General features: G+C 73.0%; 12 protein-coding genes. 4 read left to right on the top strand and 8 right to left on the bottom strand.

Annotation, left to right across the window (positions count from 1 at the left end; translation table 11 throughout):
- Position 1 precedes the first annotated feature (1 nt).
- The 5 genes from BLT76_RS20950 to BLT76_RS20930 form a co-directional block, all read right to left on the bottom strand.
- Entirely contained in the window at positions 2 to 1,804 is a 1,803-nt protein-coding gene (locus BLT76_RS20950) for an ABC-F family ATP-binding cassette domain-containing protein (protein WP_090860255.1), read from the bottom strand.
- Positions 1,797 to 2,714 carry a 4-(cytidine 5'-diphospho)-2-C-methyl-D-erythritol kinase gene (locus BLT76_RS20945; RefSeq protein ID WP_090860254.1) on the bottom strand — a complete coding sequence of 306 codons (918 nt, stop codon included), beginning with the start codon at positions 2,712 to 2,714 and terminating at the stop codon, positions 1,797 to 1,799. Before BLT76_RS20945 ends, BLT76_RS20950 begins: the two co-directional genes overlap by 8 nt.
- A 43-nt stretch (positions 2,715 to 2,757) precedes the next feature.
- Positions 2,758 to 3,615, bottom strand: coding sequence for a 16S rRNA (adenine(1518)-N(6)/adenine(1519)-N(6))-dimethyltransferase RsmA (gene rsmA, locus BLT76_RS20940; protein WP_090860253.1), 858 nt, complete (start codon positions 3,613 to 3,615; stop codon positions 2,758 to 2,760).
- A gap of 31 nt (positions 3,616 to 3,646) precedes the next feature.
- Complete coding sequence (locus BLT76_RS26630; RefSeq protein ID WP_280139656.1) at positions 3,647 to 4,816, bottom strand: resuscitation-promoting factor; 1,170 nt, start codon at positions 4,814 to 4,816, stop codon at positions 3,647 to 3,649.
- Positions 4,817 to 4,997: 181 nt separating this feature from the next.
- Complete coding sequence (locus tag BLT76_RS20930) at positions 4,998 to 5,828, bottom strand: TatD family hydrolase (RefSeq protein WP_090860366.1); 831 nt, start codon at positions 5,826 to 5,828, stop codon at positions 4,998 to 5,000.
- 86 nt (positions 5,829 to 5,914) lie between these two features.
- Here BLT76_RS20930 and BLT76_RS20925 point away from each other — a divergent pair, with 86 nt between their 5' ends.
- Entirely contained in the window at positions 5,915 to 7,840 is a 1,926-nt protein-coding gene (locus BLT76_RS20925) for a clostripain-related cysteine peptidase (RefSeq protein ID WP_090860252.1), read from the top strand.
- 214 nt (positions 7,841 to 8,054) lie between these two features.
- On the opposite strand, the gene BLT76_RS20920 is transcribed toward BLT76_RS20925, so the two are convergent.
- Together BLT76_RS20920 and rsmI are read right to left on the bottom strand one after the other, a co-directional pair.
- Positions 8,055 to 8,894, bottom strand: a complete 840-nt coding sequence (locus BLT76_RS20920; protein ID WP_090860251.1) for an alpha/beta fold hydrolase — start codon at positions 8,892 to 8,894, stop codon at positions 8,055 to 8,057.
- Positions 8,891 to 9,724 (bottom strand): 16S rRNA (cytidine(1402)-2'-O)-methyltransferase, encoded by an 834-nt coding sequence (rsmI, locus tag BLT76_RS20915; protein WP_090860250.1) that lies wholly within the window; start codon positions 9,722 to 9,724, stop codon positions 8,891 to 8,893. The genes BLT76_RS20920 and rsmI overlap by 4 nt, the downstream gene beginning before the upstream one ends.
- A gap of 199 nt (positions 9,725 to 9,923) precedes the next feature.
- Between rsmI and BLT76_RS20910 the strand changes: the two genes are divergently transcribed.
- Genes BLT76_RS20910 through BLT76_RS20900 form a run of 3 tightly spaced genes read left to right on the top strand, consistent with a single transcriptional unit; the run spans position 9,924 to position 12,830 of the window.
- Positions 9,924 to 11,633, top strand: a complete 1,710-nt coding sequence (locus tag BLT76_RS20910) for a dolichyl-phosphate-mannose--protein mannosyltransferase (RefSeq protein WP_244509511.1) — start codon at positions 9,924 to 9,926, stop codon at positions 11,631 to 11,633.
- 16 nt (positions 11,634 to 11,649) lie between these two features.
- Positions 11,650 to 12,414 (top strand): tryptophan-rich sensory protein, encoded by a 765-nt coding sequence (locus BLT76_RS20905; protein WP_090860249.1) that lies wholly within the window; start codon positions 11,650 to 11,652, stop codon positions 12,412 to 12,414.
- Positions 12,411 to 12,830: a pyridoxamine 5'-phosphate oxidase family protein gene (locus BLT76_RS20900; protein ID WP_090860248.1), complete on the top strand. Its 420-nt coding sequence runs from the start codon at positions 12,411 to 12,413 to the stop codon at positions 12,828 to 12,830. The genes BLT76_RS20905 and BLT76_RS20900 overlap by 4 nt, the downstream gene beginning before the upstream one ends.
- Before the next feature lie 67 nt (positions 12,831 to 12,897).
- On the opposite strand, the gene BLT76_RS20895 is transcribed toward BLT76_RS20900, so the two are convergent.
- The gene (locus tag BLT76_RS20895; RefSeq protein ID WP_090860247.1) at positions 12,898 to 15,033 is read right to left on the bottom strand and encodes a DEAD/DEAH box helicase; all 2,136 of its coding nucleotides are present in this window, start codon (positions 15,031 to 15,033) and stop codon (positions 12,898 to 12,900) included.
- Positions 15,034 to 15,078: the final 45 nt, after the last annotated feature.

The following is a 15,078-nucleotide window of genomic DNA, read 5'->3' as shown; positions in this document are numbered from 1 at the left end:
GCTACTCGACCGCCTCCGCCGCCTCGAGCCACTCCAGCTCGAGCTCGTCCTTCTCGGCAGCCAGCACCTCGAGCTCGCGGCTGATCTCCGCGAGCCGCTCGTAGTCGTGGGCGTGCTGGAGCACCTGCTCGTTGAGCCCGGTCTCCAGCTCGGCGATCTTCTCGAGCCGCTTGTCGATCCGCGCCAGCGTCTTGCGCGCCGCCCGCTCTTCGGCGCTCCCTGCCCGCGCCTTCGGCGTGGCCGCGGGCTGTCCGGCGGCCGCAATCGCGCCGCTAGGACGAGTCGGCGGCGCCTCGACCTGTCCCGCGGCCGCAAGTGCGTTCGCGCGGCGCTCGAGGTACTCGTCGACGCCGCGGGGCAGCATCGAGATCTGGCCGTCGCCGAGCAGCGCCCAGGTGGAGTCGGTGACGCGCTCGAGGAAGTAGCGGTCGTGGGAGACGACCACCAGAGTGCCGGGCCAGCCGTCGAGGAAGTCCTCCAGGACGTTGAGGGTCTCGATGTCGAGGTCGTTGGTGGGCTCGTCGAGGAGCAGCACGTTGGGCTCGTCGAGCAGCAGCAGGAGCAGCTGGAAACGGCGTCGCTCGCCACCGGAGAGGTCGCCGATACGGGCGGTCAGCCGGTCGCCGGTGAAGCCGAATCGCTCCAGCATCGCGCTGGCGGTGATCTCGCCGTCGACGACCTTGGTGACCCGGCGGACCGACTCGACCATCGGCAGCACGCGGGCCTCGGGGTCGAGGTCGTCGAGCTGCTGGGTGAGCGCGCGGAGCGCGACCGTGCGGCCGGTGCGGACCCGCCCGGCGCTGGGCGCGATCGTGCCGGAGAGCAGGCCGAGCACCGAGGACTTGCCGGCGCCGTTGACGCCGACGATCCCGACCCGGTCGCCCGGTCCGAGCCGCCAGGTCGCGTGCCGCAGCAGCACCCGGTCGCCGCGGACCAGGTCTGCGTCCTCGACGTCGAGGACGTCCTTGCCGAGCCGCTGGGTCGCGAACTTCTGCAGCTCGAGACGATCGCGCGGGGGCGGCACGTCCTCGATCAGCTGGTTGGCCGCGTCGATGCGGAACTTCGGCTTGGAGGTCCGGGCCGGCGGGCCGCGACGCAGCCAGGCCAGCTCCTTGCGGACCAGGTTCTGCCGGCGGATCTCGGAGGCGGCGGCCTGCCGGGACCGCTCGGCCTTGGCGAGCACGAAGGCGGCGTACCCGCCCTCGTAGACGTCGACGGTGCCGTCGTGGACCTCCCAGGTCCACTGGCACACGGCGTCGAGGAACCACCGGTCGTGGGTGACCACGACGAGCGCGGACGGGCGGTTCGCGATGTGGTCCGCGAGCCAGGCCACCGCCTCGACGTCGAGGTGGTTGGTCGGCTCGTCGAGCACCAGCAGGTCGTGGTCTCCGAGCAGCAGCGCGGCCAGCGAGCAGCGCCGGCGCTCGCCGCCGGAGAGGCCGAGGACCGGCCGGTCGAGGGCGACGCCGGCGAGCAGCACCTCCACCACCTCCCGGGTGCGGGAGTCGGCTGCCCACTCGTGGTCGGCCCGGCCGCCCAGCACCGCCTCGCGGACCGTGTGGGTGTCGACGAGCTCGTCGCCCTGGTGGAGGTAGCCGACCAGCAGCCCGCGGGTGCGGGACACCCGGCCGGTGTCGGGCTCCTCGAGCCCGGTCATCACCTCCAGCAGGGTGGTCTTGCCGTCGCCGTTGCGGCCGACGATGCCGATCCGCTCCCCTGCGGAGACGCCGAGGGAGACGTCGGTCAGGAGCGGGCGGACGCCGTAGGACTTCGAGACGCGCTCGAGGTTGAGGAGATTAGCCATAGGTCACCAGGTGGGCTCCCGCGACCGCGCCGTTGGCGACGAGTACGACGGGGTGCCGGTCGGAGTCGTCCGCGAACGCGCCGGCCACCGCGCGGGCGGCGTCGGCGGACTCGCAGAGGAACACGCAGGTCGGTCCGGAGCCGGAGATCAGCCCGCGCAGCGCGCCCTCGGCCTCGCCACGGTCGAGCAGGTCGCCCAGCTCGGGCCGCAGGTCGATGGCGGGCGCCTGCAGGTCGTTGCGCAGGGTCGCGGCGAGGGCGTGCGGGTCGCCCGCGGCGAGCGCGGCGAGCAGGTCGTCGGCCGCAGGGGGCTCGGGCGCGGCGTCGGGGTGCAGCTCGTCGAAGTGGCGGTAGACGGCGGGCGTGGACAGCCCGTCCAGCGAGGGGACCGCGACCCACCACCAGGTGCCCGTGTCGGCGACGGGTGCGACCAGCTCACCGCGGCCGGTGCCCAGAGCGGTCCCGCCGACCAAGGCGAACGGGACATCGCTGCCGAGCTCGCCGGCGATCCGCAGCAGGTCGTCGTCGGAGGTCTGGACCCCCCACAGCCGGTCGAGCGCGACCAGGGCGGCCGCGGCATCGGCGGAGCCGCCGGCCATCCCGCCCGCGACCGGGATCGACTTCACGACGTGGACCGCCCCGGTCGGCTCGAGGCCGTGGTGGCGCGCCAGCAGCCGGGCGGCCCGGGTGACGATGTTGTCCTCGACGGTGGGCAGCGCGATGCCGCCCATCCAGTCCGGCACCTCGACCTCGACCGACCAGGTGTCGGACGGCCGCGCGGTCAGGTCGTCGTGCAGCCCGACGGCCTGGTAGACGGTCAGCAGCGGGTGGTAGCCGTCCTCGCGGGGCGCGCCGACCCCCAGGTGGAGGTTGATCTTCGCGGGCGCTCGGACGGTGCGTTCGGCGTTCAAGCGGGGGTCCTCGTGGAGGAGTGAGCGGCTTCGAGGGGGAGGCTCATGCGTGGATCCCCTCGGCGATGCGCACGAAGTCCTCGACCCGCAGCGACTCGCCGCGGGCCAGCGGGTCGACACCCGCCCCGGCCAGGGCGGCGTCGACGACCTCGCTGGGGGCGAGCGCGCGCAGCACCCCACGCAGCGCCTTGCGCCGCTGGGCGAAGGCCGCGTCGACGACGGCGAAGACCTGCTCGCGGGTGGCTGTGGTCGCCGGCGGCTCGCGGCGGGTCCAGGAGACCAGGCCGGAGTCGACGTTGGGGGCCGGCCAGAAGACGTTGCGGCCGACGGCGCCGGCCTTGCGGACGTCGGCGTACCAGGCGGCCTTGACCGACGGGACGCCGTACACCTTGGAGCCGGGGGCGGCGGCCAGCCGGTCGGCGACCTCGGCCTGCACCATCACCAGCCCCCGCTCGAGCGACGGGAGCAGCTGCAGGAGGTGCAGCAGCACCGGCACGGAGACGTTGTAGGGCAGGTTGGCGACCAGCGCGGTCGGGGGCGGCCCCGGCACCTCGGTGACCCGCATCGCGTCGGTCAGCACGACCTCGAAGCGATCGGCCTGCTCGGGCGCGTACTCGCCGATCGTCGCCGGCAGCCGACCGGCCAGCAGCGGATCGACCTCGAGTGCGACCACCCGGCCGGCGGCCTCCAGCAGGGCCAGGGTCAGCGAGCCCAGGCCCGGCCCGACCTCGACCACGACGTCGTCGGACCCGATCCCGGACTCGCGCACGATCCGGCGGACCGTGTTGGGGTCGATGACGAAGTTCTGGCCGCGCTGCTTGGTGGGGCGCAGGTCGAGCTCGGCGGCGAGCTGACGCACCTCCGCCGGCCCCAGCAGACGGGGACCGGCGGACGTGGACATGCTCTGAAGGCTAGTGGTCAGGGCGCGAGCCTCATCGCGGCAGGCCCAGCTTGGCCGCGCAGCCGGGCCAGGCGCCGTAGCCGCCGGCGGCGTCGCGGACCTTGGTCGCGATGGCGATCTGGGCCTCGCGGCTGTTCTCGCTGGGCAGCCCGCTGCCGCCGTACGACTGCCAGGTGCCGAGGTTGAACTGCAGGCCGCCGTAGTAGCCGTTGCCGGTGTTGATGGCCCAGTTGCCGCCGGACTCGCACTGGGCGAGCCGGTCCCAGACCGTGCCGCCACCCGAGAAGTCGGGGGCCGGCTGCTCCTTGGTGCCGATCTCGACGACCTCGTCGACGGGGTCGCGGAGCACCCGCTGGCGCAGCACCTTGCGGGCGGTGAGCTCGCCGTTGCGGTAGACCAGCCGGTAGACGACGTCGCGAGCGCCCTCGCGGCCCTCGCGGACGACGGTCTCGTCGCCCTCGTAGGCCTCGTCGTCCTCGCGCTCGACCGTGTCGAACGGCAGCGCCTCGGCGCGGACCTTCTTGGACGCGACGCGGATGTCCGTGAAGACCAGCGTGTCGCCGTCCTGGAGCTCGTGGTCGAGGGCGGGCCGGGTGCGGTCGTGGCGGTCGACCTCGACGCCGAGCTGCTGGAGCGCCTCCTCGACGGTCAGGGCGAGGACGGTGCGCTGGCGCGCCTTGCGGCCCGCGATCTTCACCTCGACGGTCTTGGGCGTGACGACCTCGAGGTCGAGCCCGCCGCGGCCGATGGTCGCGCTGCGACTGCTGGAGAGGCGGGCGTCGCCGTACGACTGGCCGAGCTCGCCGAGCGCGTCGTCCACGTCGGTGGAGGTGACCCAGTGGGTCTGCTCCTCGCCGTCGACGGTGAGCGACAGCGGCCGACCGTACTTGACGTTGATCCGGCTGCCGTCGGCGACCTGCTCGTCGAGGCCGGGCGCGACCAGGTCGTGGCTGCCGACCTCGATGCCCTCGGACTCCAGCACGTCCTCGACGGTGCCGCCCATGGCCCGGACCTCGCGGTCCTTCCCGTCGACGCTCACGACGACGGTGGTGCTGAGCGCCCGGTAGCCGAGCGCACTGCCCGCGACCGCGAGGACCACGACGGAGGACAGCGCCACGAGGGCGGTCCTGCTGCGGGTCAGGCGGGCGAGCGCGGAGCGCAGGCGCTGGACGGTGCTGGGGTGGTCAGGCGTGGAAGCCACACTTCTCCGATGGTCGTGCTCCCCGGGCCTCGGGCGGCGGCACGGACCCTGGATCGGGCCCTGGTGCGCAGGTCAGATCGTCCCGATCCCGGCTTTCTCGACGTCCAGAACAACAGTGAACCGGTGCGGAAATCAAACCCGCACCGACCCTTGTGGGCAGCGACACGTAGTTCCACCGGTGTCACCAGGCGCCGCCGAAGGCCCGTTCCGTGTTGCCGTCGAGAGCCGCGCAGAGGGTCTCCAGGTCGTCGCCGCGGACCTCCGCCATCGCCCGCACCGTCAGCGGGACGAGGTACGACGCGTTGCTCCGACCGCGGTGCGGCGACGGGGTGAGGTACGGCGCGTCGGTCTCCACCAGGATCCGGTCGAGCGGCGCCACGACCAGGGCGTCGCGCAGCGGCTGGGCGTTCTTGAAGGTGACCGTGCCGGCGAAGCTGAGGTGCGCGCCGCGGTCCAGGCAGGCCCGCGCGAAGGCGGCGTCGCCGGAGAAGCAGTGCATCACCCAGCGCTCGGGCGCCCCCTCCTCGTCGAGCACGCGGAGCACCTCGTCGTGGGCGTCCCGGTCGTGGATGACCAGCGTCTTGTCGAGCCGCTTGGCCAGATCGATGTGCCGGCGGAACGACTCCACCTGGACCGCGCGGCCGTCCTCACCGGTGCGGAAGTGGTCGAGGCCGGTCTCGCCGACCGCGCGGACCTTGTCGTGCGCACCGGCGAGCTGCTCGATCTCGGCCATCGCGGCGTCGAGGTCCGGCAGGCGGGGCGCCTCGTTGGGGTGCAGGGCGACCCCGGCCACCAGTGCGTCGTACGACGCCGCGGCCTCGACGGCCCAGCGGGCGCCCGGCAGGTCGCAGCCGATCTGCACGATCCGGGTCACGCCGACCGACGCGGCCAGGGCCAGCGCCTCCGGGACCGCGAGCGGGTCGTCGTCCCCGTGCCGGGTGATGTCGAGGTGGCAGTGGTTGTCGACCACCGGCAGCGGGAGCGGCTCGGGAACGGGCGGACGGTCGGCCAGGGTGCTCACCGGACGATCGTGCCAGGACCAGACCAGTGGACGCCGTTCCCGGGGTTCGGCTCCCCCGCGGGCCGCCGGTGCCGACCATGACGACTGTGACCACCCGTCGTACGACCACCGCAGCGCTCGGCGCGCTGGCCCTGCTCCTGGCCGGCTGCTCCAGCAGCGCTGATCCCGACGAGCCGGGTGAGCCCGACGCCGGGGGCGGGTGGACCGTCCTGCACTACTCGATGGCCGACACCAACCTCGAGCCGTTCATGGTGAGCGACGTCAACGAGCTCGGCGAGGTCGGCACCACCGGTGCGCTGCAGGTTCGCGAGTTCATGGACCGCTCCGCGGAGTACGGCGACGACGAGCTGCTCGACCAGGGCAGCTGGGTCGGCGCGCGGGTGCTCGACATCAACCCCGGCTCGGCCGAGCTGGTCGACGACCTCGGCGACGTGAACTCCGCCGATCCGGAGGTGCTGGCGTCCTTCGTGGCCCAGGGCATCGCCGACCACCCGGCGGGCCACTATGCGCTCATCATCTCCGACCACGGCGCCTCCTGGCCGGGCGTCGGCCCCGACGAGGGCTCCGACGACGACGTGCTCGACCTCGCCCAGATCGTCGAGGGCGTCTCGGCGGGCCTGGAGGAGGCCGGCGTCGACAAGCTGGACCTGCTCGGGTTCGACGCCTGTCTGATGGGCAGCTACGAGGTCGCGAGCGCGGTCGCCCCGCTCGCCGACCGGCTGGTCGCCTCGCAGGAGCTGGAGCCCGGCCACGGCTGGGACTACCGCGCGTTGCAGGTGCTCGCCGACGACGAGGCCGCGACGGCCGACGAGCTCGGGGCCGCGATCATCGACGGCTTCGAGGCGCAGGCCGTCGAGTCCGGCACCGACGACTCGATCACCCTCGCGATGATCGACCTCACCCGGATGGCCGCCGTCGACGAGGCGCTCGGCGACTTCAGCGGGGCGCTGGCCGAGCGCGCCGCGACCGTCGCCCCGGCCGTGGGCCGGGCCGGCGAGTCCGCCCTCGGCTTCGCCCGCAGCCCCAACCCGGAGGAGGACAGCCAGATGAAGGACCTCGGCATGCTGGCCGCCACGATCGGGGTCGAGGCGCTCGACGTCTCCGACCAGGCCGACACGCTGGTGCGGGCGATCAACGACGCCGTCGTCGACTCGGTGACCGGCCAGGCCACCCAGGGGGCGACCGGCCTCTCGATCTACTTCCCGCCGACCCAGGAGCTCTCGAACGGCGCGTACGGCGACGTCTCCAGCGCCGCCTCGTGGGTCGACTTCCTGGTCTCCTACTACGACGCCGGCGCGGCCATCCCGGCGGAGGAGCAGGCGGCGTTCGTCGACCCGGAGAGCGGCGCCGAGATCGAGTACGACGGCGAGGGCTTCTCGATCACCGGCGTCTACGACGAGGTCGGCGAGGGCAACCTGACCGGGGCGTCGATGAGCTACGCCGTCGTCGGCGAGGACGGCACGCTCACCTACCTCGGCGAGCAGGACGCGGTCATCGGCGAGGACGGCGCGCCCGTGGCGGCCGGCTACTACGACATGACGGCGCTGACGGTCAGCGACGGCGAGGACTCGTCGTACGCGTATCTGGCACTGGGCTACCAGGAGGGCGACGAGGTGATCAGCATGGACGTGCCGATGGCCTACTACGCCCCCGGCGACGTGGACGGCGAGACCTACCAGGACGTCCTGCTCTCGCTGGTCCTCGACGCGGAGAGCGGCGACATCGTCAGCGAGCAGTACTACGTCTTCGACCCCGACAGCGGCGGGTACGGCGAGCTCACCGCCGACCCGGAGGGCATCATCGTCCCGGAGACCCTCACCGTCGCCGCCGACGGCACCCAGGAGTGGGCGGCCAGCTCCGACTCCGGCCTCTACGCCGACCTGGAGAACCTGACCTACGACCTGGAGCCGCTCGACCCCGGCAGCGTCGTGCAGCTGGACCTGACCGTCACCGACTTCGGCGACAACTCGACCACGATCAGCGAGACCGCCGAGATCCCGTGACGGCACCGTGGGTGGTCGTGGCCCCCGTTGGTTGAGCCCGCAACGCTGGTTGAGGTGCGAGCGAAGCGAGCCTCGAGACCCGTCTTGCCCACACTCGTCCTCGATCGAGCCCGACGCTCGGCTCACCGGGTTTCGAGGCTCGTCGCTAGCGCTCCTCACACCTCAACCCGCGGGAGCGACCCGTCGCTGGACGCTCCGCACACCTCGACCAGCGTCAGGCGACCGAGGCGATCCGGGCGAGGATCGCGTCGGCGAGGGGCTCCGGCGCGTGTGTGGGGATCCAGTGGCTGACGTCCTCGAGGACGACCAGCTCGTACGGCGCGTCGACGTACTGCTCGCACCAGTCGACGCCGGGGCGGACGATGGCGGAGTCGCCGGTGCTCCACACGAGGGTGGTGGGCACCCGGACCCGGCCGCCCATGCCGCGACCGCGGCTGAGCGGGAGGGCGCGGTACCAGCCGAGGGCGCCGGGCAGCGCGCCGTGCTCGACGATCTCGGTGCGGAAGCGGGCCACCTCGTCGCGCGACATGCCGGTGCGGCGGAGGCCCTGGTCGACCGGGCCGCCGGCCCAGCGGGCCAGGCCCTCGACCACCAACGGGACCTGGAAGAGGCCCATGTACCAGCTGTGCAGTCCCTGCCGGGTGGTCTTCATCGCCTTCACGAAGGCGGCCGGGTGCGGGACCGAGACAGCCGTCCAGCTGCGCACCAGCTCGGGGTGGCGGGCCGCGACCGACCAGCCCACGTTGGCGCCCCAGTCGTGACCGACCAGGTGGACCGGACCCCCGATGGCCTCGATCAGCGCGACGACGTCGGCCACCAGCTCGCTGACGACGTACGACGAGCGCCCGCGCGGCCGCGCCCCCGGGGAGTAGCCGCGCTGGTCGGGCGCGTAGGTGCGGAGGCCCTGCGCGTGCAGGAGCGGCGCCACCTCGCGCCAGCAGGACGCCCGCTCGGGGAAGCCGTGCAGCAGCACGACTGGCGTACCGTCCTCGGGCCCGGTGTCGGTGACGTCGAAGAACAGCGGCCCGCGGGCGTACGTCGTCAGCCGGGTCATGACTTGTGGACCAGGTCGTAGACCTCGCGCTTCGGGACGCCGGCCAGCCGGGCCACCTCCGCGATCGCCTCCTTGCGGGTCATGCCGTCCTCCTCGCGCTCGGCCACCGCAGACCGCAGACCGTCCGGGTCGGTGGCGATGTCGGCGCCGGGGACCGCTCCCGCGACGACGATGGTCACCTCGCCCCGTACCCCCTCGGCAGCCCACGACACGAGCTCGGCGAGCGGGCCGCGCTGTACCTCCTCGTGGGTCTTGGTCAGCTCGCGGCAGACCGCGGCGGGCCGGTCGTCGCCGAACGCCGACGCCATCGCCTCCAGGGCCGTCTCGGTGCGGTGCGGAGCCTCGAAGAAGACCATGGTGCGCTCCTCGCGGGCCAGCGCCTGCAGCCGCCGCGACCGCTCCCCCGCCTTGCGCGGCAGGAAGCCCTCGAAGCAGAACCGGTCGACCGGCAGGCCGCTCACGGCCAGCGCGGTCAGCACGGCGCTCGGCCCGGGGACGGCGGTGACGAGGACGTCGTGCTCGACCGCGGCGGCGACCAGCCGGTAGCCCGGGTCCGACACGCTCGGCATCCCGGCGTCGGTCACGAGCAGCACCCGCTCGCCGGCCAGCAGCGCCTCCAGCAGCACCGGGGTGCGCGCCGACTCGTTGCCCTCGAAGTACGACACCACCCGCCCGGAGACGGTGACTCCGAGGTCGGTGGTCAGCCGCTTGAGGCGTCGGGTGTCCTCGGCCGCGACCACGTCGGCCGTCGCGAGCTCCTCGGCCAGCCGGGGCGGTGCGTCGGCCACCCGTCCGATCGGCGTCGCCGCGAGCACCAGGACGCCGGTCATGGGCCCGATCATGTCAGGCCGCGATCCACCCGGTGGTGAGGCCTCGGTGGTGGAGGAGGGACCAAGTCCCGTCTCGAAACCTGGTGAGCCGTCGGTCGGCCCGACGTCCAGGCGGTCGAGCGGCTCACCGGGTTTCGAGACGGTCGCTGCGCGACCTCCTCAACCACCGGTGACCGGGGCGCTGCGTAGAGTTCCCGCCGTGCCGACGTCCGCCCCGACCCCTGCGCGCGAGCGCGGTGCCGCGGGCGAGGTGACCGGTCTCGTCGTTCCCACCGCCTGGCAGCGGGCGACGGGGCGGGTGCGCGGCGAGGACCCGCTGATCGGGTGGACGGCGAGCATCGGGATCGCGCTGCTGGCGCTCTTCCTGCGGCTGTGGCGCCTCGGGTCCCCGAAGGAGTTCGAGTTCGACGAGACCTACTACGCCAAGGACGCCTGGTCGCTGCTGCACCACGGCTACGTCCGGTCGTACGTCGAGGACGCCAACGAGCAGATCCTCGCGGGGCAGACGGGCGGCCAGTGGAAGGACGACCCGTCGATGGTCGTGCACCCCGAGGTCGGCAAGTGGCTGATCGCCCTCGGCGAGAAGGCCTTCGGCATGGACCCCTTCGGCTGGCGGGTCTCCGCGGCCGTCGCCGGTGCGCTGATGGTGCTGGTGATGTGCCGCCTGGTGCGTCGGATGACCGGCTCCACCCTGCTCGGCTGCACGGCCGGGCTGCTGCTCAGCCTCGACGGGCTGCAGTTCGTGCTCTCCCGGCTGGCCCTGCTCGACATCTTCCTGGCGCTCTTCACGCTGATGGCGGTCACCTGCCTGGTCAACGACCGCGACTGGTTCCGGGCGCGGCTGGCTCGCGAGCTGACGGCGCCGGTCACCGACGGCTGGGGGCCGGTGCGCGCGGTGCTGTGGCGGCCGTGGCTGCTCGCCGGCGGCGTCTGCTTCGGGCTGGCGATCGGCACCAAGTGGACCGCTCTCTACCCGCTGGCCGCGTTCGGCCTGCTGGCCTGGCTCTGGAGCGCCGGCGCCCGTCGTACCTTCGGGGTGCGGTGGGCGGTGCTGCGCTCGGCCGTCGTGGACGGGCTGCCGGCGTTCGGCTACCTCGTCGGCGTCGGCCTGGTCGTGTACGTCGCGACCTGGACCGGCTGGCTGGTGCACGCCGACCAGTACGAGGAGCACCTGTCGCAGACCCAGTACACGACCTTCGTGAGCGGCCACTGCGCCGACGGCGACCTCGTGGTCGACGAGAAGAACGACGACCAGTGGCCGACGGCCACCGAGCCGGACGCCGGCGGTCTCGGGGAGGTCCGTCAGTCCCTGCACTCGCTGTGGAACTACCACCAGGACGTGTTCACCTTCCACACCCACTTCCTGAACTGCAGCAGTCACCAGTACGCCTCGAAGCCGTCCGGCTGGCTGCTCCTCAACCGCCCGGTCGGGGTGGCCGCCGACACCGGCATCCAGCCCGGCACCCGCGGCTGCGACGCGCCCGCGGGCAGCGACTGCCTGCGCCAGGTGCTGCTCCTCGGCACCCCCACCATCTGGTGGGGCGGCATCGTCGCCCTGCTGTTCGCGGTCGTCGCCTGGGTGGGCGGACGGGACTGGCGTTTCGGCGTCGCCGTCGTCGGTACGGCGTCGACCTGGCTGCCCTGGCTGCTGTACGACGACCGCCCGATCTTCCTGTTCTACGCGGTGGTGACGCTGCCGTTCGTCGTCCTCGCGCTGACCCTGACCATGGGCCGGCTGATCGGACCGGACCGGGTGCCGACGCGTCGTCGTACCGTCGGGGTCGTGGTGTCGGGGTCGTTCGTCGTGCTGACCCTGCTGAACTTCGCGTGGTTCTGGCCGATCTTCACCAACGGCCTGCTCACCCACGGCGAGTGGCTCGACCGGATCTGGTTCGCGCGCTGGATCTGACGGGTACCGCGGGGCCATGGACCTCGCCCGTCGCGTCACCGTCACCCTCGCCGAGATCTTCTGCGTCGTCGGCACCCTGGTCGGGACGGGGGTGATCGGCACCCGCGTCGCGGAGTCGTCGGGCGGCGCGCTGGCGGCGGACGCCACCCTGCTCGCCCCGGCCGGCCCGGCGTTCTCGATCTGGTCGGTCATCTACCTGGGCCTCGCGGCCTACACCGTCTGGCAGTGGCTGCCCGCGAAGGCCACCGACGAGCGGGCCCGCGCGACCGGGTGGCTCGCCGCCGCGTCGATGGTCCTCAACGCCGCCTGGCTGCTGGTCACCCAGGCCGGCTGGATCTGGGTCAGCGTGCTGGTGATCCTGGCCCTGCTGACGACGCTGGTGCTGCTGGTCGCGCGGCTCGCGCGCCGGCCGGCCCGCTCGCTCGGCGACCGGATCGTGCTCGACGGCACCTTCGGGCTCTACCTCGGCTGGGTCGGCGTCGCGACCTGCGCGAACGTCGCCGCGGCGCTCGCGGTCGACATCACCGTCGATCGGGCCGTCGCCGAGGCGGGCGCGGTGCTCGCCGTACTCCTGGTGCTGGCGGGCGGCGCCTGGCTCGCGAGGTCGTACGGCGGCCGCTGGCCGGTCGCGCTCGCGAGCGCCTGGGGTCTGGCCTGGATCGCGGTCGGGCGGCTCGGCGACTCCCCGGAGTCCGTCGTGACCGCCGTGGCCGCGATCACCGGGGCGATCGCGATGATCGCGCTCGTCGCCCGGTTCCGGAGCCCTACGCTTCCCGCGTGAGCATCTTCGTCCCCGGCTGGGACGCCCTCCCCCACCTCCTGACCGACTTCTGGACCGAGCGGCACCTCTGCACGCTGACCACGCTGCGGCCCGACGGCCGTCCCCACGTCGTACCGGTCGGCGCGGCGATCGACCCGGAGCGCGGCTGCGCGTGGGTGATCACCAACGCCAGCTCCCGCAAGGCGCTCAACCTGGCCGGGGGCGGCCACGTCGCCGTCTGTCAGGTCGACGGCGGCCGCTGGTCGACGATCGAGGGCCAAGGCACCGTCCACGACGACCCCGACACCGTGGCCCGCGCGGTCGAGCGGTACGCCGGCCGCTACCGCCAGCCCCGCGAGAACCCGACCCGGGTCGCCATCCGGATCGAGGTCGACCGGTTCGTCTTCGGCCCGGGCCTCCTCCGCACCACCCCGTAAATGGCCGAGTCAGCACCAGTTGTGCTGACTCGGCCCACCACTTCTGCTGAGTCGGCGGGAGGCGGGGTCAGACGGAGGCGGTCTCGCGCTCTTCCAGGGCCTCGGTGAGCAGGGCCACCAGGGCCTCGAGCTGGATGTCGGCCGACGAGCCGATCTCCTCGTCGGAGCCGTCGAGGGCACGGGCGGCGAGGCCGGCCTTGCTGTCGATGAGCTCGGCGATCTTGGTGTCGATGGTCTGCGAGGCGATGATCCGCCAGGCGGTGACCGGGGTGTCCTGGCCGATGCGGTGGATCCGGTCGATGGCCTGGGTCTGCTCGGCGTCGGTCCAGGAGAGCTCGGCGAGCACCAGGTTGGACGCCACCTGCAGGTTGAGGCCGACGCCGGCCGCGGTGAGCGAGCAGACCACGACCGCGACCTCGGGGTCGTTCACGAAGGCGTCGATGTTCTTCTGGCGGTTCTTGGGCGTCTGGTCGCCCCGGATCGAGGCGTACTTCAGCCCGCGACGCTCGAAGGTCTCCTCCGCGACGTCCATGACGTCGACGTGCTTGGCGAAGAACACGACCTTGCCGACGTTGCGCGCCAGCTGGGCGGTGTAGTCGGCGGCGAGGCCGGCCTTGGCCTGGCCGATGCGGCGCATCATCCCGAAGACGTTCTCGCCGGTCGACGTCGTCGTCGTGTCCTCGCGCTCCCAGGTCGCGACCCGGCGCACCAGCTCGTGGTCGATGCCCTCGACGGTGCGGCCGGAGGTGCGGGTGGCCAGCGCCATCTCGTAGCGCTCGACGAGCCGGCGGGCCAGCTCGCGCTCGGCCTCGCGGATCGAGCGGCCCATCTCGCCCTCGAGCTCGACCGGCAGGTCGGCGACCCGGCGGGCGGGGATGTCGGCGGCCACGTCGACCTTGCGGCGGCGCACGATGCCCATCTCGATCACCCGGCCGCGGGCGGCCGGGTAGAAGACCGGGTCGGCCGGGGTCAGGCCGATCTCCTCCAGCTTGTCCATCAGCTCGCGGCGCGGCCTCTTGTCGTCGATCCAGCCCAGGAACTCCCAGATCGCCTGGAAGTCCTCGATGTCGTTGATCAGCGGGGTGCCGGTGAGGGCCATGAGCAGCGGCCGCGCCGTACGGGTCCGGATCCGGTCGGCGAGGTGGAGGACGTGCTGCGAGCGCTGCGAGCCCTTGTTCTTGATGAAGTGGGCCTCGTCGACGACCATCCCGCGGAAGCCGTGGTCGCCCATCCACCCGACGTGGCGGTCGAGGATCTCGTAGTTGACCACCACGATGTCGGCGAACCCGTCGACGTCGTGACCGTCGCCGTGGATGACCGTGACCGTCTTCTCCGGGGTCCACAGAGCGGCCTCACGGGCCCAGTTGGTCTTGACGACGTTGGGGACGACGACCAGCAGCGGGTAGGCGTCGGCGGCGCGGGCGGCCAGCAGCGACTGGGCCGTCTTGCCGAGTCCGGGCTCGTCGGCGAGCAGGTAGGTGCGGTGACCGTCGGCGGCCGAGGCGACCAGCTCGCCCTGGTGCTTCATCAGCTCCAACCCGGCCGGCAGCCGCAGCGGCTGGGGCTCCGGGAGGGTCATCGAGGAGGACTTGCCGCCCTGCTCGAAGGAGCGGAAGAGGGGGCCGAGCAGCTCCCAGGTCGCGAGCCGGCGCGGCCCGTCGGTGCGCGGCGGGGTGGCGCTGAAGTCGGGGACCAGGAACGGGTTGGAGAGCTGGCGCTGCCGCACCGAGACGGGCAGCACCCGCCGGGAGGCGGGGACGCCGAGCGGGTCCGGCTCCGGGTCCGGCTCGGGCTCGGGCTCCGGCTCGGCGCCGGCTGCGCGGAGCATCTCGTTCTTCAGCTCGCGCGCGGAGTCGGACATGGTCGCGTCCTCGGCGAGCAGGACGAGCATCGAGGTGTCGCGGGCGGCGGTCTTGGCCAGGATCGTGGCGATCCCGTCGAGGCGCTTGAGCTCCTCGCCGCGCTGGGACTCCGACAGCTCCTGGTCAGCCTTCAGCCGGTGCCGTTCCTCGCGCACCAGCAGGGCCACGACCTGGAACTTGGTCCGGGTGGACCCGTCCACCCGTCCCCGCTGCACGGCGGTCTCCACCTCGCGCACGGCGCGGGCGAGCACGGGGATGATCCCCTCGTTGTCCAGCGCACGACCGCGCTGGCGCGCCGCCGGACGGCGAGCGCCGTTCTGGCGCTGGCCTCGTCGAGCCACAGACCCCTCCTCGGTGCCGGGCTGACCCGCCCGGCCTGGTGACGC

This window comes from Nocardioides lianchengensis, from assembly GCF_900101465.1.
GTDB classification, from domain to species: domain Bacteria; phylum Actinomycetota; class Actinomycetes; order Propionibacteriales; family Nocardioidaceae; genus Nocardioides; species Nocardioides lianchengensis.
Note: the sequence above shows the minus strand (reverse complement) of the source record. Positions and strands in the feature narration are given on the sequence as shown.

Excerpts from the sequence above, each read along its gene's own strand:
- BLT76_RS20950 (WP_090860255.1), bottom strand. The coding sequence starts at position 1,804 with ATGGCTAATCTCCTCAACCTCGAGCGCGTCTCGAAGTCCTACGGCGTC.
- rsmA (WP_090860253.1), bottom strand. The coding sequence starts at position 3,615 with ATGTCCACGTCCGCCGGTCCCCGTCTGCTGGGGCCGGCGGAGGTGCGT.
- BLT76_RS20925 (WP_090860252.1), top strand. The coding sequence starts at position 5,915 with ATGACGACTGTGACCACCCGTCGTACGACCACCGCAGCGCTCGGCGCG.
- BLT76_RS20920 (WP_090860251.1), bottom strand. The coding sequence starts at position 8,894 with ATGACCCGGCTGACGACGTACGCCCGCGGGCCGCTGTTCTTCGACGTC.
- rsmI (WP_090860250.1), bottom strand. The coding sequence starts at position 9,724 with ATGACCGGCGTCCTGGTGCTCGCGGCGACGCCGATCGGACGGGTGGCC.
- BLT76_RS20905 (WP_090860249.1), top strand. The coding sequence starts at position 11,650 with ATGGACCTCGCCCGTCGCGTCACCGTCACCCTCGCCGAGATCTTCTGC.